The sequence below is a fragment of the Sphingomonas sp. FW306-1B-B10E genome, from assembly GCF_058782005.1.
Window position 1 is genome coordinate 1 of the sequence record NZ_JBYSXG010000020.1, and the last position, 17,321, is coordinate 17,321.

Sequence of the window (17,321 nt, forward strand, 5' to 3'; positions counted from 1 at the left end):
GACCCCTCCCGCAAGCGGGAGGGGAGATTGAAGTGGGCACCGGCACCCAGCCCGACGCGCCCGAGCGCCGGCTGGTGCGGATCAACGGCGCCGCCGCCGCCGCCGCGACGCTCGCCGAATGGGTGACGGTGCTGTGGCTCACCCCGGCGATGGACCGCTTGTTCGCCGAAGGCCCCGGCGAGCGCCGCCGCTTCCTCGACCGGCTCACCCTCGCCCTCGCGCCCGGCCATGCCCAGCATGCGACGCGCTACGAGGCGGCGATGCGCCAGCGCAACCGCCTGCTCGCCGACGAGGCGCCCGCCGACCCCGAATGGCTGTCGGCGCTGGAGGCCCGCATGGCCGAGCACGGCGCCGCGATCGACGCCGCACGGCGCGATGCCGTCGCCGCGCTTGCCGCGCGGCTGGCGGCGCAGCCCGAGAGCCTGTTCGCGCGCGCCGGCCTGGCGATCGAAGGCTGGCAGGGCGACGCCGCGACGCTCGCCCGCGAGCTGCGCGACGGCCGCCGCCGCGACGCCGCCGCCGGACGCACCCTGGCGGGGCCGCACCGCGCCGACCTGCTCGTCACCCATCTCGGCAAGCAGCAGCCTGCGCATCTCTGCTCGACCGGCGAGCAGAAGGCGCTGCTGCTCGGCCTTGTCCTCGCCCATGCCGAACTCGTCGCCGACCGCGTCGGCCGCGCGCCGATCCTGCTGCTCGACGAAGTCGCCGCGCATCTCGATCCCGGCCGTCGCGCGGCGCTGTTCGAGCGCCTCGCCGGCAAGGGCCAGGTGTGGATGACTGGCACCGAGCCGGCGCTGTTCGAAGCGGTCCCCGGCGACGCGACGCGCTACCGGGTGGTCGAAGGATCGGTGTTAGCCGAATAAACTGTTCCCCGGCGAAGGCCGGGGTCCAGCTGCCACGTCTTTCGAGAAGTTCGCGCGCCTCACCAAATGCACCGAGACTGGGCCCCGGCCTTCGCCGGGGAACAGCAAGAAGCTCTCGAAGGCCGTTATTGCCGGTCGGCATACGCCTTCACCAGATCGAACAGATAGTCCCGCCCGACATAGAGCGACTTGACTTCGATCCGCTCGTTGAGCCCATGCGCGCCGTTGCCGTCGGGATCGCCCCACGGCCCCGGCACGCCGTAAACCGGAATCCCCACGGCTTCCAAAAATATGCCGTCGGTCGCCCCGGTCGACATCGACGGGATCACCGGCACGCCCGGGAAATATTTCGCGGCGAGCGTCTCGATCGGCCCGAGGATCTTCGGATCGAGCGGCGGCGCCTTGGCGATCGGGCGGATCGGCGGCACCGGGGTGATCGTCAGCTTCGCATCGCCGATCGCCGCGGCCAGCGCCGCCTGCGTCTCCTCGACGGTGCGCCCGGGGAACATCCGGCAATTGACGTTGGCGCCGGCACGCTGCGGCAGCGCGTTGTTGGCATGCCCGCCGTCGAGCAAAGTCGCGACGCAGGTGGTGCGCAGCATCGAATGGTAGATGCGGTCGCGATTGACCACCGCCTCGGCCGCCTTGTCCTGCGGATTGGCGGCAAGCGCGGCCATCGCCTTGCCGAGCGCATCGCCGCGCGCCGCGCCCGCCTTGGCGAAGAAAGCGCGCGTCGTGTCGCTCATCTCGAGCGGAAATTCGTAGCTGCGCAGCTTCGCCAATCCGTCGGCCAATTCGTAGATCGCATTGTCGGCGATCGGGATCGAGCTGTGCCCGCCGGCATTGCGCGTCTCGAGCCGGAAGTTGATCACGGCCTTCTCGCCGACCTGGAGCTCCTGGTTGAGCAATTTGCCGTGCCCGTCGGTATTGCCGCCGCCGCCTTCGTTGAGGGCATATTCGGCGTCGATCAGGTCGCGGCGATTGTTCGCCAGCCACTGCGCTCCGTTGAATGCATAGGTCGTCTCCTCGCCGCAGGTCAGCGCCAGCTTGACCGTGCGCTTGGGCTTGTAGCCGGCCTCGCGGAAGCGGATCAGCGCGTCGGTCCAGATCGCCGCCATCGACTTGTCGTCGGCAGCGCCGCGCGCATAGAAATTGCCGTTCTCCTCAATGAGCGTGAACGGGTCGCGCTCCCAATCGGCGCGATTGGCCTCGACCACGTCGATATGGGCGAGCAGCAGGATCGGCTTGGCGGTCTTCGACGTCCCCGGATAGACGGCGACGAGCCCGCCCTCCTTGGGATGCTCGGGCGTCGAGAACAGGGTAAGCTGGCTGTCCTGGAACCCCGCCGCCTTGAGCCGCGCCGCCATCCGCTCGGCGGCGAGCGTGCAGCTTCCGGCGGACAGCGTCGTGTTGGTCTCGACCAGCTCCTTGTAGAGCTCGCGGAACTTGGCCTGGTCGGGGCGCACGGTCTGCGCCGCTGCCGGCGCAGCGAGCGCGGCCAGTGCGATGCCCGCTGCGAATACGGTCTTCATCTGCGACTCCCCCTTGCAAACCCTGCCGTTTGAGCAGGTTCCGCGGGAGACCGGAAGAGATTCCTGGCAATGTAGGATTTGCCCTGCTTCGCTCCGCATATGAGTCGCGCGTCACCCTCCCGCCTCGCCCGCCGCACTCCCAGCAGAGCCACACCCGGCAACTGCGCACAGCCCGCAACTTCCGCAACTTCGCAATCGCCGAACAGGCCCGAAACCCACGCAAATCCGCCGATTCCGGAACCAACCAAAAGGTTGGATGTCGCGCCCGCCGCGGACGTTGCCAACCTTGTGGTTGGCCATCGCATCCAAGCCACCTTCGCTGCGCTGGCCGACCCGACGCGCCGCGCGATGCTCGATCGCCTCATGGCCGGCGAGAAATCGGTCGGCGACCTGACCCGCGGTTTCGCGATGAGCGCGGCCGGCGCCGCCAAGCACCTCGCCACGCTCGAGGCGGCGCAGCTCGTCCGCCGGCGGCGCGACGGGCGCCGGATGCTGTGCGCGCTCGACGTCGATCCGCTCGCCGAGGCCGCCTTGTGGCTGCGCCGCTGGCAAGCGTTCGACAGCCCCCGTGCCGCCCGGCTTCGCGCGCTGATCGTCGCCGCGGAACGCCGCGCATGACGGCGCCCCGCCCCGCCCCCATTTTGCTTCCGTTTCCCGAGCGCCGACCCTATATGCTCGGCATGGCAAATACCGACGATCAGACCCCCGAAAACACCCCCAACGCAAATGCCTACGGCGCCGACAGCATCAAGGTCCTCAAGGGCCTCGACGCGGTACGGAAACGCCCCGGCATGTATATCGGCGACACCGACGACGGCTCGGGCCTCCACCACATGGTGTTCGAGGTCTCGGACAATGCGATCGACGAGGCACTCGCCGGGCATTGCGACCGCATCGTCATCCAGCTCAACGCCGACGGATCGGTCTCGGTCGAGGATAATGGCCGCGGCATCCCGACCGGCATCCATAGCGAGGAAGGCGTCTCGGCAGCCGAGGTCATCATGACCCAGCTCCACGCCGGCGGTAAGTTCGAGAATACTTCGGACGATAATGCCTATAAGGTGTCGGGCGGCCTCCACGGCGTCGGCGTCTCGGTGGTCAACGCGCTCAGCGAGTGGCTCGACCTCAACATCTGGCGCGACGGCGAGGAGCATTGGATGCGCTTCGCTTATGGCGACGCCACTGCGCCGCTCAAGGTCGTCGGTCCCGCCCCCGAGGGCAAGAAGGGCACCCGCGTCACTTTCCTCGCCTCGACCGAGAAGGTCCCCGGCGACGGCGGCACCTTCAAGAACCAGACCGAATATGATTTCGAGAAGCTCGAGCACCGCTATCGCGAGCTCGCCTTCCTCAATTCGGGCGTGCGCCTGTTTCTGCGCGATGCGCGGCACGAGGAAGTCAAAGAGGTCGAGCTCTATTATGAGGGCGGCATCGCTGCGTTCGTGAAGTATCTCGATCGCAACAAGGTCGCGCTGATGCCCGATCCGGTGGCGATCTCGGGCACCCGCGACGACGTCACGATCGACGTCGCGCTCGAGTGGAACGACAGCTATTACGAAAACGTCCTCTGCTTCACCAACAACATCCCCCAGCGTGACGGCGGCACCCACCTCGCCGCGTTCCGCGCCGCGCTGACCCGCACGATCAATAGCTACGCCGATAAATCGGGCATGCTAAAGAAGGAGAAGGTCAGCCTCACCGGCGACGACATGCGCGAAGGGCTGACCGCGATCGTCTCGGTCAAGCTCCCCGATCCCAAGTTCAGCAGCCAGACCAAAGACAAGCTCGTCTCGTCCGAAGTCCGCCAGCCGCTCGAAAGCCTGATGGCGGACAAGATGGCAGAATGGCTCGAGGAAAATCCGGCGCATGCCCGGCAGATCATCCAGAAGGTGATCGACGCCGCCGCCGCGCGCGAGGCCGCCAAGAAGGCGCGCGAGCTCACCCGCCGCAAGGGCGTGCTCGACATCGCCAGCCTGCCCGGCAAGCTCGCCGATTGCCAGGAGCGCGATCCGGCCAAGTCGGAGCTCTTCTTCGTCGAGGGCGATTCGGCCGGCGGATCGGCCAAGCAGGGCCGCGACCGCCATTTCCAGGCGATCCTTCCCCTGCGCGGCAAGATCCTCAACGTCGAGCGCGCGCGCTTCGACCGGATGCTGGCCAGCCGCGAGATCGGCACGATCATCACGGCGCTGGGGACCGGCATCCGCGACGATTTCGACATCAAGAAGCTGCGCTACCACAAGATCGTCATCATGACCGACGCCGACGTCGACGGCGCGCATATCCGCACGCTGCTGCTGACCTTCTTCTATCGCCAGATGCCCGAGATTATCGAGGCCGGGCACCTCTACATCGCCCAGCCACCGCTCTACAAAGCCAGCAAGGGCCGCAGCGAAGTCTATCTCAAGGACGATAGCGCACTCGACCAATATCTGGTCGATGCCGGGGTCGGCGGCAACGTGCTCGAGGGGCCGGGCGGCGCGCGCAGCGGCGAGGATTTGCGCGAACTGGTCGAGCATGCCCGCCGCATGCGCACGCTGATGCGCTATGTGCCGCGGCGCTACGATCCGACGATCATCGAAGTGCTGGCGCTCGGCAACGGGCTCGATCCCGCCGCGACGCGCGAGCAGCGCGCCGAGAGCCTCAAGTCGGTGGTGACCCGGCTGGACGCCGCCGACGCCGAGGCGCGCTGGTCGGCGCGCGTGACCGAGGATGGCGGCTATCATTTCGAACGGCTGTGGCGCGGCGTGACCGACCACCACATCGTCGAGGCGGCGTTCTTGGCCTCGGCCGAGGCGCGCAAGCTCCACGCGCTGGCGAGCGAGCAGGCGCCGAGCTATCTCCAGCCCTCGAAGCTCGCCGCATCCAAGGCGATTCCCGCCACCGAGATCGAGGCTGCCGCCGCGCTCGAGGGGGAAGGCGAAGGCGAGGCTGAGGAGCCGGTGACCGTCGGCAAGGGCCAGGCCTTGGTCTCGCGGCCGAGCCAGCTGCTCGACGCGATCCTCGCCGCGGGACGCAAGGGCCTGTCGATCCAGCGCTACAAAGGCCTCGGCGAGATGAATGCCGAGCAGCTCTGGGAGACCACGCTCGATCCGCAGAACCGCTCGATGCTGGCGGTACAGGTCGACCAGGCCGACGTCGCCGATGCCATCTTCACCCAGCTGATGGGCGACGTGGTCGAACCGCGCCGCGACTTCATCCAGGAGAATGCGCTGAGCGTGGCAAATCTGGACGTATAAGTTGCGTAGCGCAAATGCGACTGCGTAGCGCACCGCATTGTCCAATAGATTGCCGACAATCTCGTGAAGGTCGGCGGGTTCCACCGACACAATCAGGCCCGGGTCGATCGAGGCCGATATAGTGATCGGCCGCGCGGTGCCGGGCGGGCGGTCCGTACGAAGTCATCCACCGCGGATTTCACCGTCGTACGGGCACGGCCGATTTTCTGTCTCATCGACCGCAACGCGGCCGCTGCTGGGCAAAGCCGCATTGCATCGAACGTTGCGGCGGCTTTTCTGGCGAGAGCTGGCATCGTCGCGACCAGGTGATGGCAGCCTCGCTGCACTTGATGTCTCCATTGTGGTGTCTGCGCATTGACCGACAATCGGCGCTGACAGATGCTGTTGCACCCTGGATCGGACGAAATCCCATGGCAGACCATGAAGCAACCCGGCGCCCATCGCACACCGCATCCTCGTTGCACCTAGTCCAAAACGAGCGGCGCATGCCTCCCGGTCCCGATCGGATCGCGGCGGCACTCAACGGGCGATCCCAGGTCGTCGCCCTCAAGGCGCTTGGCCCATCGCTCAACAAGAAAGGGGATGTAGCCCAGCCCGCCCCTGATAACGCATCCGCTGAACCCAACTACACCGGCTTGCCTGACGACCTGAAGGCAGGCGTCGAAGCGCTTTCGGGAATGTCGATGAACGATGTCCGCGTTCATCGCAATTCGCCGCGTCCAGCACTGTTGCAGGCGCACGCGTACGCGCAGGGCAGCGAAATCCATGTAGCGCCCGGACAGGACCATCACCTTCCCCATGAAGCCTGGCACGTGGTCCAACAGAAGCAGGGGCGCGTCCGTCCCACGCTTCAGTTGAAAGGGGGTGTTGCCGCCAACAATGATCAACACCTCGAGCGCGAGGCCGATGTAATGGGTGCAAGGGCATTGGGCACATTACCCGGCAGGTCATATCCGCTTCGCGCCCCGACCCTTTCCAGCTCTCCGCTCGTGCAGTGCCAGCTGTGGCGCTGGAATGCGCAGACCAGCCCGGCACGGTGGGAGACCGTAGGCGCCAGTTCCTCGACCGCGGTGCCGCCATCGCACAGCGGCCTGTTCGATGGCCAAACCTATGACGACACACCCTACACCCAAGCCACCGACCCGACGGTGCGACCGTTCCTGCGCTCGGGAGAGGATTATATGGGAGAGCGCGGCGCCGATAAGCAGCTGTCCGGCAAGGCCCCGCTTGCAAGAGACATTCGCGTCGATGCGGTGAAAAGCTCAGGGCTGTCCCGCGGATCGGGATTGCACGAAGTGGTGCCGACCAATTTGGGCGGACAGGTCAGCAAGTCAGGTAACGAAGCCCTTATCGGCGCGCAGAGCGGGTTCCGCACTTCGACCGGGCAACAACTATTCGATATCGGTGGAGGCGATGTTGGCGCCCATACGGGCTTTGCTCCCAAGCCGGGAAGCCGGGGCTATACCCACACCAAGGGGCAAGCCGGCGCACATGACCAAATGCGAGAAGCCGTCGACCAAATCGTCGACAACAATGTGATTAATGCAGACGACGTCGTGAATGAACTCGCTTTGCGTCATCTCCAGGTCAGTCCTCACGGGCAAACTGTTCTGAATTCGCCTTACATCACCGGGATGATCCCAAACGATCACAACGGGCTGGGCGCGGTCGGACCCGTGGCGACCGGGGGCACGACACCCGATCCACAGCGGCTCAGGGTTGCGCAAGCCGCACACAGCAGGCGCGAAGCCGTCAAACGGCGTGTACGTACGCACAAGCGTTCAACCGGTCGCGGGCGGTCGCCCTCGCCGCCGCGCAGGCCGATAAATGCGCAAGGCGGTGGAGGTGATCATATCACGACGCCAACCCTACAGGACGAAGTCGAGGCGCTGCCGTACCTTCCCTCCGCTAGCAACCCGTTCGAATATGTGGCCAACCTGACAGGATGGATGAGTCAGCCTCAGCGCTTCTAGGATCAGTCCGAGCGTCCGGGCGTGCCCGCCTGCGGAATGATTGCGACCTTGGCCACGAGGTTCATGGCCCACTCTTCGCTCCCTGCAGTGGCCTCAACGTTTCGGACCGCGGTTCGGTGATTCTTTCCAGGGGCGCGTCCTCGACGGGAGGCTCAGCTGCAGAACCTGCGCCCGTCCGCGGATCGCATCGACCGTTCGGCCGAGCGCACGCGAGATCTCGGCCGGTTGCTGGCGTGCGGTGAGCCGACGCTGCAGCTCCGTGTCGTCCAATTCGGACCAGGGGCGTGCTGGGGGCCTCATTGAACGTTTCCCCGTTTTAAGGGTGGCCGCCCGAAGCGCGCGTAGAGCGTCGGCAGCACAAACAAGGTGAGTAGCGTCGCGGAAAATAGACCGCCGATCACGACCGTGGCGACGGGCCTCTGCACTTCGGCACCCGCACCATGGCCGAAGGCCATCGGCAGGAAGCCGAGGCTCGCGACCAGCGCCGTCATCACGACCGGACGGAGCCGCTGCATCGCGCCGGCGCGCGCCGCTTCCGCGCGATCCATGCCGGATCGGATCAGATCCTGTATGGAGGAAACCATGACCAGGCCGTTGAGCACCGCTATTCCCGAGAGCGCAATGAACCCCACCGCGGCCGAGATGGAGAAGTCCATGCTTCGCGCGGCGAGGGCCAGCACCCCGCCCACCAGCGCGAGCGGTACCCCGGTGAAGACGATCGCCGCATCGCGCGCCGAGCCTAGGGCACCGTACAGCAACAGCAGGATCAACACGAAACAGGCAGGGACGACCAACGCCAGTCGGCTGCTTGCCGAGGCCAAATTCTCGAATTGCCCTCCCCATTCCAGATAGCTGCCCGCCGGTAGTCGAATATCGCGGGCGATGGCCGCCTGCGCATCGGCGACGACGCTACCGATGTCGCGACTGCGCACATTGGCCTGTACCACCACCCGGCGCTTGCCATTCTCTCGGCTGATCTGGTTGGGCCCTTCGACCACGTTCAGATCGGCCACGCTGGAAAGCGGCACGAATGCCCCGCCGGACAGGGGTATCTGGATCTGCCGAAGCGCTTCGAAATCGGCGCGCTGGGAATCCGAGAGTCTGAGGACGACGGGAAAGCGTCTGTCGCCCTCGTAGATGGTGCCCGCCTCGCGGCCTCCTAGAGTCGCCGCCACCGTGTCCTGCACGTCCTGCGCGGTGACCCCCAGCCGCGCCATAGCGTCCCGGTTCACTCGGATGTCGAGCATGGGAAGGCCGCTCGTCTGCTCCAAGTTGACGTCGACCGCGCCCCGCGTTCGCCGCAGGATGCCCGCGATGCGATCGGCCGTCGCATTCATGCTGGTGTAGTCGTCGCCGAACACCTTGACCGCGATATCTCCCCGAACCCCGGCGATGAGCTCGTTGAAGCGCATCTGGATTGGCTGGGTTATCTCCCAGGCGTTGCCGGGTAGTGTGGCGAGCTGTGTCTCGAACCGCGCCACCAGAGCTTCTTTGGTGAGCTTCGGGTCAGGCCACTGCGCCCGCGGTTTCAGGATGACGAATATGTCGGTAGCGTTCGGCGGCATCGGGTCTGAAGCCAGCTCCGCCGTGCCGGTCTTGGAAAAGACGAATTTCACTTCGGGCTGTTTCGCCACCAGCCATTCGATCGGCACTTGCATCGCCTGGCTCTGCTGGACAGAGGTCGCGGGGATGCGCAGTGCCTGGATCAGCACGTCGCCTTCGTCCAGCTGGGGCAGAAACACGCTGCCGAGCATGAGGAAGGCGAACACGGCGACACCGAGGCTGCCGATTGCCGCGCCGATCGTCAGCCTCGGCCGCCGCATGGCGCGCTCGAGACCGGGCTCATAGCGACGGCGCAGCCAGCCGACGATCCGTCCCTCCTTTTCCTCGACCCGCTTCGAAAGCCATATGGCGATCGCGGCCGGCACGAAGGTGAGCGACAGGACGAAGGCGCAGGCCAGCGCGATGATCACGGTAACCGCCATCGGCACGAAGGTCTTGCCTTCGACCCCGCTCAAGGTGAGCAGCGGAACATAGACGAGAATGATGATGGCCTGCCCGTAAACCGAGGGCCGGATCATCTCCCGGGCCGCCGCGGAGACAGCCTCCAGCCGCTCCGGCTGGGCGAGCGGCCGGCCCAATGCATGTTGACGTTCGCCAAGGCGGCGAAGCGCATTCTCGACGATGATCACCGCGCCATCGACGATAAGACCAAAGTCGAGCGCGCCGAGGCTCATGAGATTTGCGGAGACGCCGACACGAAGCATGCCGAAGCCGGTCAGCATCATGGTGATCGGGATAACGAGCGCCGCTATCAGCGCCGCGCGGAAATTCCCGAGTAACGCGAACAGCACGACGATCACCAGCAGAGCGCCCTCGCCAAGATTACGCGCCACGGTCTGGATGGTGGAGTTCACCAGCGCGGTGCGATCGAGCAACGGCTGCACGACGATGTCCGGCGGGAGCGACGCGTTGATCGACTGCAACCGGCCGGCGACGGCCGTTGCGACCGTGCGGCTATTCTCTCCAATTCGCATGACGGCGGTTCCCACGACGACCTCGGTTCCGTTTTCCGACGCCGATCCCATGCGCACCGCCTGGCCGACCCGCACGGTGGCCACCTGTTCCAGCGTGATCGGCACGCCCTGTCGGGTTGCCACGACGATGCGCGCGAGTTCGCCTGCGTTCCGAACCAACGCGTCGGCGCGAACTGCTAGTCCCTCGCCATTGCGGTCGACCGAGCCGCCGCCGCTGCTCGTGTTGTTGCGCTCCACCGCGGTGGCGAGATCGGCAAGGGTCAAGCCGAGCGTGGCGAGCTTCGCCACATCGGGGATGACGAGATATTGCTTGGCATAGCCACCGATCGAATCGATGCCGGCGACGCCGGGCACCGTCTTGAGAAGGGGCGCGACGATCCAGTCCTGCGCGGTGCGCAAATAGGTCGCCTTGTCAGTTTCGCTCGTCAGCCGCTCACCTTCGGGCGTGATGTAGCTGCCATCGGGCTGCATGCCAGGTTCGCCGGGCAGATGCCTGTCTTCGGGCCTGTGGTCGAGCCGAACGGTCCACATATAGACTTCGCCCAGACCTGTGGCGATCGGCCCGAGCTCGGGATTGACGCCTTCTGGCAGGCTCTCGCGCGCGGCGCCGAGCCGCTCGTTGACTTGGGCGCGCGCGAAATAGATGTCGGTCGTGTCGGTGAACACGGCAGTCACCTGGGCGAAGCCGTTGCGGCTCAGCGAGCGGGTATATTCGAGGCCCGGTACGCCGGCGAGCGCAGTCTCGATCGGGAACGCGACCTGCTTCTCGACCAACTCGGTCGACAGCGCAGGCGCGCGAACATTGATCTGGACCTGATTGTTGGTGATATCCGGTACCGCGTCGATCGGCAGACGATACAGGGCGGCGGCGCCGACAAGGGCGCCGATAGCGGCGAGCAATAGTACAAGCCAGCGCTTGTCGACCGCCCAGCTTACGATACGGGCGATCATATCAGTCCTCGTGGCTCGCTTCGCCCTTGCCGAGCTCGGCCTTGAGCGTGAAGGTATTCGTCGTTGCAATCTGCTCGTCGCCGGACAGGCCCCTCGCAATCGAGACCATGAGACCGTTGCGCCCGCCCAGCGTCACCGGAGCGACGCGAAAGCCCTTTGGCGTCCGGACGAACACGACCGGTCCGTTCTCGACCGTCTGGACCGCCGTTGTGGGAACCATCAGCGGGGCCGCACCGGTCCGCGCCGCGATGATACGAGCCTGTACCGGCTCGCCGGCGCGCCACCGGCCGCCGGCATTGTCGAGATCGGCGATGACCCGAACGAGACGCGTTTGCGGATCCAGAGTCGGCGACACAAAACGTACGCGCGCGGTGCCGGTACGCCCTGGGGCGGTCACCTCGACCGAACTTCCCGGCCTGACGCGGGCGGCGTCGCCGGCCGAAATCGCCAGGCCGACGTTCAACCGCCGCAGCGCCGCGACCCGGAACAGTTCGGTTTCGGGCGCATCGGCGGTGAAGACCTGTCCGAGCATAGCCGTGCGCGTCACGATCTGGCCCGATATCGGCGAGGTGATCACGATGCGATTGAGGCTCCCGCCCCTTACTCCCGAAGCTGCGACCTGCTGGCGTGCCAGCGCGAGGTCGGTAGCCGCCTGATCGGCAGCCGCCCGCGATATATCCACTTCCCGTAACGGCCGGAATCCGCGAGCGTAGAGCGTCTCGTCCCGGTCCAGCGTCTTGCGCGCCAGCGCCAACCGCGTCCGCGCCCGGGCCACGTCAGCCTGGAGACCGGCTGCCTCGCGGCTCTCGATGACCGCGAGGGTTTGCCCGGCCCCGACCGTGTCGCCGAGGTTGCCGGTCAATGTGATGATCCTCCCCGCAATCGGTGCCGCGACGATGCGCGTGGCATCGGGATCGCTTTCAAGGAGGGCAGGCGCCTCGATCGCGGCGCCGGCACCTCCGATCGTCGGGCGTGCAAGGGTGATGTTCGCGGCCGAGATCTGTTCGGCGGTCAACGCGATGCTGCCGTCGGTGTGGGTCTCGACGGCTTCGCGCTCGGGTTCGGGCGCGGGCGCGCCGCAGCCGACTACGAGCGTTGCGACGCAAAGCGCCGCGGCAATTCGATACATTCTTGATGCTCCTGACGTGGACAGACGCGCAAGCGCGCGAGCTTGTCGAGGTCAGGCGATGGGCGGGCGAAGCGGTGATTCGAATGCGCCGCCGGAGACTGCTGCCACCGATGCAGGCCGGGGCGCGCACACTTCGCCTGTCACGACTGTGGCGGCAGGCGCACGAAACGGGGCGGCGAGATCGTGCCCGTGGCAGATCGTATGATGGTGTGGCGTATCCTTGTCCGGGTCGGCGGGCACCTCGTCCGCATCGCCGGGCGAATGCCATGCAGCCAGTTCGATAGCGCTCAGCTCGTCGCTCGGCCCTTCGTTTGCGTGCGCAACCGATGTCAGGCTGGTGATGACCAGTATCAGACAGGCAAGGAAAGGAAGCAGCGCGCGCACGGCCCCGTGCTTAACACATCTTCGCGATCCTGTCAGCGGTCGGTTCGAATCTCCGCCTTTCGGGGGCTCGGGTCGCCAACCAGAATGACCGAGATCCGGGCGCGAAGCTCCCGATCAGGCGATGTTTCGGCTAAATATCGCTGCTGGACTCAGTCCCCGTCCTTTCAGGACGAACTCGCCAGTATCGCCACGCATTTTGCGACGCGAGACCCCGGCAATCCCTACCCTTACTCGATAACTTGATGTAGCCCAGCCTAAAGTCTCTCGGTTTCCGCGACGGACCACGAATCAATCCGTCACGGAAGCAGCCCATTCGCCCGAGTTCGATTCCGAACGCCTACCCATTCCGCGAGAGTTTGCAAGGGAGGGGCTCAGCCGCGTTCGTACTTGTAATCGACTTACTCAATTACTGGCGAGATCGTTGTGCCGTCGATGAAAAATCGAGGCGTCACCCGAGTTTCTTGTTGAAGCCGACCGCTGCGCAATTATGCTGCTCGTGCCGGACCGGGGGGATTCGGCCGAACAGCGCGAATCGCTGCCGACAGGGGGCTCATCGATGGAGTCGGATCGCGCGCTCGGCTTGATGAACGACATGTTGTGGAACTGCGTCATTGTCGCAGGGCCCGTGCTTGCCGCGACGTTGATCGTCGGGCTGCTCGTCAGCGTCCTGCAGGTCGCAACGCAAATCCAGGAAATCACTCTCAGCTACGTCCCCAAGCTGCTGATCGCGGCGGCGCTGACCATCGCTTTGGGACCCTGGATGATGGCCCGGATCACCGATTTCGCCCGCGGCTTGTTCCTGGCCATTCCCAGCCTGGCGAGCTGAGATCCTGTGGACGAGATAAGCGCGCAGATGTTGGCGACCCTGCTGCTGAGTCTGCGCATCGCGCCACTTTTCGCCTTCTCACAACCGTTCACGCTGATGCGGATTCCCGCCCCTATCCGGCTAGTGCTCAGCATCAGCCTCGCCGGGTGGCTGGTCGCCGCCTATCCCGAGGCCACCTATCGCGGCGCCTTTCGTGCCGAGAGCCTTCCTATGCTGGCCCTGGGAGAGCTGCTGATGGGCATCGGGCTCGCGCTGCCGCTCCAGCTCGCTTTTTCCGCGCTGCTGACCGCCGGCCGCGCAATCGATATCCAGGCCGGCTACGGCCTCGCCGTACTGGTCGATCCGACGACGCGCGCGCAGATGCCGTTGGTCGGCACCTTGTTTGCCTATGTCGGCGCTGCCTTGTTCTTCGCGATCGGCGGCGGTGCCGATCTGCTCGGCGCCTGGGCGGCGTCGATCGAGCAGGTGCCGCTCGGCGCCGCGACGATCGGCGGCGATCCTGCGGTGCTGATTCACTTCATGGGGGCGTCGATGCTCGCGGCCACGGGCATCGCCGGCACCCTGCTGCTGGTCCTGTTCCTGCTCGATCTCGCGATCGCGATGATGTCGCGCACGTTGCCGCAGATGAACGTGCTGCTGCTCGGCTTCCAGGTGAAGGCACTGGCAACGTTGATGCTATTACCCATCGCGATCGGACTGTCGGGGGCGTTGTTCGTGCGGCTGCTGCGCAGCGCGCTAGAAACTATGGCGCAGCACGGCTGAGGCGGCGGCGATGGCGGAACAGCAAGAGCAGAACCGCAGCGAGGCGCCGACTGCCTTCAAGCTCAAAAAGGCTCGTGAAAAGGGCTCGGTCGCGCGCAGTCTCGAGCTGGGGTTCCTGGGCGGACTGGTAGCGGTCGCCGCCTTTCAGGCGATTGCCGGAGAAGGTGTCGCGCGCCGGCTGGCCGAACTCATGCGCGAGACGATCGCGCTCGGCATCGAAAGCGCAGCGGAGCCCGAGCAGGCGGCATCGCTGCCCGCGCGAATCTACTGGGCGGCTGTCGAGCCGTTGGCGCTGTTCGGCGGCACGCTGCTCGTGATCGTGCTGTTCCTTGAGATCGTCCAGCTGCGCGGACTGATCTTAACGACGCATCCTCTCAAGCCCGATTTCAGCCGGCTCAATCCCGCCAAGGGGCTCAAGCGGCTCTTCTCGATCCGGCTGGTCAAAGAGACGCTCAAGAACGTCGCCAAGATCGCCGTCTATGCCACCGCAACATACCTGCTCGTGCTTGACAGCCTCCAGCGCTACGCCGCGATCTCCGGCGAGGGCGAGCGGCTCGCCGGATTGATGGGCGAAGTCACGCTGCGCCTGCTGTTCGTCTTCGTGCTGATCGCGCTGGGCTTCGTAGTGCTCGACCAAATCCTCGTGCGCCGCGAATTCACTAAGCAGATGCGGATGAGCCGTCGCGAAGTGACTCGCGAGAACAAGGACCGCGAAGGCGACCCCCGGATCAAGTCGAAGCGTAAGCAACTGCACCAGGAGTTCGTCAAGGCCAGCCAGAGTACCGGCCAGCTCGCGGGATCGGACCTGCTGGTAGTAAACCCCCAGCATTTCGCCGTCGCATTGCGCTACGATGCCGAACGGATGGACGCGCCGACGGTCACAGCCAAGGGGCGCAACCGCTTCGCGCTGGCATTGCGCGAAGAGGCGCATCGCCGCGGCATCCCGGTCTTGCGAAAGCCCGCGCTGGCGCGCAGCCTGTTCCGCCGATGCGACATCGGCCGCGAAGTGCCTCACGAGAGCTTCGAGGCGGTGGCCGAGCTGTACATTCAGCTGCGACAGCGCGCCGCCGCCGTTCCCCTCGCCTCCTCCAACTCGGCGCAAGGTAATGTTTGAGAAGCTCTACCGCAACAACCAGGATCTGGCCCTGGTAGGCGCGACGATCGCCATCCTGGTGATCCTGTTCGCCCCGATCCCGGCACCGCTACTCGACCTCGCGATCATCATGAATTTCGGCCTCGGCCTGTCGATCATGCTGCTAACCTTCTACGTCGCCAAGCCGGTCGAATTCTCGACCTTCCCCTCGCTGCTCCTCGTCGCAACGCTCTACCGGCTGTCGCTCAATGTCGCCGCGACCCGCCTGATCCTCACCGGCGGCAATGCCGGCGAGGTGATCGGCTCGATCGGCGCGTTCGCCGTCCAAGGCAATTTCGTAGTCGGGCTGGTCGTGTTCGCGATTCTCGTCGTGGTGCAATATGTCGTAGTGACCAGCGGCGCGCAGCGCGTGTCCGAAGTGGCGGCGCGCTTCACGCTCGATTCGATGCCGGGCCAACAGATGAGCATCGACGCCGACCTCAACATGGGCCTGATCGACCAGAAAGAGGCGATCCGCCGCCGCCAGATGCTGGAGAAGGAAGCGAGCTTCTACGGTGCGATGGACGGTGCCTCCAAGTTCGTGAAGGGCGATGCGGTCGCCGGGATCATCATCCTGCTGATCAACATCATCGCGGGCTGGATCGTCGGCATCACCCAGATGGGCATGGACTGGGGGGCGGCGCTCCAGCATTTCACGCTGCTGACGATCGGCGACGGCATCGCCACCCAGTTGCCGGCGCTGATCATCTCGATCGCTACCGGCATCATCGTCACGCGCTCGGCGGCGGACCGGCAATTGAGCACCGAAGTGTTCCGCCAGCTCGCATCCGAGCCGCGTATCCCACTGATCGTCGCGGCGGTGTTGTTCGCGCTGCTGTTGATGCCGGGCATGCCCAAATGGCCGATCGCGATCATCGGCGTGCTCGCCTTTCTGGCGTGGTTCCGGATCCGCCGCTCGGCTGCCGCAACACCGGTCGAAACCGAAGAGGCCGCCCAGACGGTTCTCGCCGCCACACCCGTCCCCGCGCTCGAGATCCGGCTCGGCGAAGCGCTCGCTTTGACCTGGCGTGCCGAGGAGGCCGTCATCCTTGAGCGGATCACCAATCTGCGTCGCGCCCATGAGCACGAATTCGGCATCGGCTTCCCGGGCGTGAAGATGGTCGATGGGGCGACGCTCGCCGATGACGAATATGAGATTCGCCTATTCGGTGCGCGCTATGGCGCCGCACAAATCCATATCGACCGAACGCTCGCCATCGCCTCGCATAGCGCCAAAACGCGACTGGAGGGCATCGAGGCGACGGACCCAGCCTATGGACTGCCGGCCTTCTGGATCGAGGAGGCGATGGTGGCCGCGGCGCGCGAGGCGGGCTATACCATCGTCGATCCGGTAACGGTGATGGTGACGCATTTCGGCGAGATTGTACGCGGTGAGATCAGCACCCTGCTTACCCGCGCCACTGTCGCGGCGCTGCTCGACGATGTCCGCACCCGCCAGCCAGGCCTGGTCGAAGAACTCGTCCCCAACACGCTGACACTGTCCGACGTCCAGCGCGTGCTGCAAAATCTGCTCGGCGAAGGCGTGTCGATCGCCAATCTTGACCTGATCGTCGAGCATCTCGTCGACTTGGCACGCACACAGAAGGATCCGCTCGAGCTAACCGAACTTGTCCGCCAGCGGATGAGCTACGCAATCTGCGAACAATTGCGCGGTCGCCACAACGATCTCGCGGTGCTCAGCCTCGATCCGCGGGTCGAGAACCAGATCGTCGCCAGTATCGGCGCCAATGCCGGACGTACCTCGCTCGCAGTCGAGCCGAGGCTGGCCGAGCAGGTTGTCAGAAAGCTTTCGCCCCTCGCCGACGAGATGTTCAAGCAGGGCCGCGCCCCGGTGCTGCTGTGCGGCGCTGAATTGCGGCGTCATTTGCGCACGCTCACCCGGCGCAGCATCCCCAAGCTCTCGATCCTGTCGGTCAGCGAGATCCCGACGCGGATCAATCTCAAATCGTTCGACGTGGTACGTCTGGAAGGATAGGCT

General features: G+C 65.6%; 12 protein-coding genes. 8 read left to right on the forward strand and 4 right to left on the reverse strand.

All coding sequences use genetic code 11. The annotated features are described in order from the left end of the window. A partial coding sequence (recF, locus tag AC3WJI_RS09835) for a DNA replication/repair protein RecF (protein WP_492757080.1) occupies positions 1-863 on the forward strand: 863 nt, incomplete at its 5' end. Between the two features lie 125 nt (positions 864-988). Here recF and AC3WJI_RS09840 read toward each other — a convergent pair. Further along, on the reverse strand, positions 989-2,395 hold the full coding sequence (locus tag AC3WJI_RS09840) for a M20/M25/M40 family metallo-hydrolase (protein WP_492757081.1): 1,407 nt from the start codon (positions 2,393-2,395) through the stop codon (positions 989-991). Between the two features lie 288 nt (positions 2,396-2,683). Here AC3WJI_RS09840 and AC3WJI_RS09845 point away from each other — a divergent pair, with 288 nt between their 5' ends. The 3 genes from AC3WJI_RS09845 to AC3WJI_RS09855 all read left to right on the forward strand — a co-directional run bounded on the left by AC3WJI_RS09845 (position 2,684) and on the right by AC3WJI_RS09855 (position 7,601). Further along, entirely contained in the window at positions 2,684-3,013 is a 330-nt protein-coding gene (locus AC3WJI_RS09845) for an ArsR/SmtB family transcription factor (protein ID WP_492757082.1), read from the forward strand. 53 nt (positions 3,014-3,066) lie between these two features. Further along, positions 3,067-5,628, forward strand: a complete 2,562-nt coding sequence (gyrB, locus tag AC3WJI_RS09850; RefSeq protein ID WP_492757130.1) for a DNA topoisomerase (ATP-hydrolyzing) subunit B — start codon at positions 3,067-3,069, stop codon at positions 5,626-5,628. 485 nt (positions 5,629-6,113) lie between these two features. Continuing rightward, positions 6,114-7,601, forward strand: coding sequence for an eCIS core domain-containing protein (locus AC3WJI_RS09855; RefSeq protein WP_492757083.1), 1,488 nt, complete (start codon positions 6,114-6,116; stop codon positions 7,599-7,601). Between the two features lie 296 nt (positions 7,602-7,897). Here the strand turns inward: AC3WJI_RS09855 and AC3WJI_RS09860 are convergent, their stop codons facing one another. The 3 genes from AC3WJI_RS09860 to AC3WJI_RS09870 are packed head-to-tail and all read right to left on the reverse strand — an operon-like array spanning position 7,898 to position 12,602. Then, positions 7,898-11,089, reverse strand: coding sequence for an efflux RND transporter permease subunit (locus tag AC3WJI_RS09860; protein WP_492757084.1), 3,192 nt, complete (start codon positions 11,087-11,089; stop codon positions 7,898-7,900). Between the two features lies 1 nt (position 11,090). After that, positions 11,091-12,218, reverse strand: coding sequence for an efflux RND transporter periplasmic adaptor subunit (locus tag AC3WJI_RS09865; RefSeq protein ID WP_492757085.1), 1,128 nt, complete (start codon positions 12,216-12,218; stop codon positions 11,091-11,093). A 51-nt stretch (positions 12,219-12,269) separates the two neighbouring features. Continuing rightward, positions 12,270-12,602, reverse strand: a complete 333-nt coding sequence (locus AC3WJI_RS09870; RefSeq protein WP_492757086.1) for a hypothetical protein — start codon at positions 12,600-12,602, stop codon at positions 12,270-12,272. A gap of 487 nt (positions 12,603-13,089) precedes the next feature. Here AC3WJI_RS09870 and AC3WJI_RS09875 point away from each other — a divergent pair, with 487 nt between their 5' ends. The 4 genes from AC3WJI_RS09875 to AC3WJI_RS09890 are packed head-to-tail and all read left to right on the forward strand — an operon-like array spanning position 13,090 to position 17,318. Then, a complete protein-coding gene (locus tag AC3WJI_RS09875) occupies positions 13,090-13,428 on the forward strand; it encodes a flagellar biosynthetic protein FliQ (protein ID WP_492757087.1) in 339 nt (112 codons plus the stop codon). Between the two features lie 6 nt (positions 13,429-13,434). Next, positions 13,435-14,190 carry a flagellar biosynthetic protein FliR gene (locus AC3WJI_RS09880; RefSeq protein WP_492757088.1) on the forward strand — a complete coding sequence of 252 codons (756 nt, stop codon included), beginning with the start codon at positions 13,435-13,437 and terminating at the stop codon, positions 14,188-14,190. 10 nt (positions 14,191-14,200) lie between these two features. Next, positions 14,201-15,304 carry an EscU/YscU/HrcU family type III secretion system export apparatus switch protein gene (locus tag AC3WJI_RS09885; protein ID WP_492757089.1) on the forward strand — a complete coding sequence of 368 codons (1,104 nt, stop codon included), beginning with the start codon at positions 14,201-14,203 and terminating at the stop codon, positions 15,302-15,304. Then, the gene (locus AC3WJI_RS09890; RefSeq protein ID WP_492757090.1) at positions 15,297-17,318 is read left to right on the forward strand and encodes a flagellar biosynthesis protein FlhA; all 2,022 of its coding nucleotides are present in this window, start codon (positions 15,297-15,299) and stop codon (positions 17,316-17,318) included. Before AC3WJI_RS09885 ends, AC3WJI_RS09890 begins: the two co-directional genes overlap by 8 nt. The last annotated feature ends 3 nt before the right edge of the window (positions 17,319-17,321 follow it).

Bases quoted from the DNA above. Each gene is read 5' to 3' on its own strand.
- AC3WJI_RS09840 (WP_492757081.1), bottom strand. From the start codon at position 2,395: ATGAAGACCGTATTCGCAGCGGGCATCGCACTGGCCGCGCTCGCTGCG.
- gyrB (WP_492757130.1), top strand. From the start codon at position 3,067: ATGCTCGGCATGGCAAATACCGACGATCAGACCCCCGAAAACACCCCC.
- AC3WJI_RS09855 (WP_492757083.1), top strand. From the start codon at position 6,114: ATGCCTCCCGGTCCCGATCGGATCGCGGCGGCACTCAACGGGCGATCC.
- AC3WJI_RS09860 (WP_492757084.1), bottom strand. From the start codon at position 11,089: ATGATCGCCCGTATCGTAAGCTGGGCGGTCGACAAGCGCTGGCTTGTA.
- AC3WJI_RS09865 (WP_492757085.1), bottom strand. From the start codon at position 12,218: ATGTATCGAATTGCCGCGGCGCTTTGCGTCGCAACGCTCGTAGTCGGC.
- AC3WJI_RS09875 (WP_492757087.1), top strand. From the start codon at position 13,090: ATGCTGCTCGTGCCGGACCGGGGGGATTCGGCCGAACAGCGCGAATCG.
- AC3WJI_RS09885 (WP_492757089.1), top strand. From the start codon at position 14,201: ATGGCGGAACAGCAAGAGCAGAACCGCAGCGAGGCGCCGACTGCCTTC.
- AC3WJI_RS09890 (WP_492757090.1), top strand. From the start codon at position 15,297: ATGTTTGAGAAGCTCTACCGCAACAACCAGGATCTGGCCCTGGTAGGC.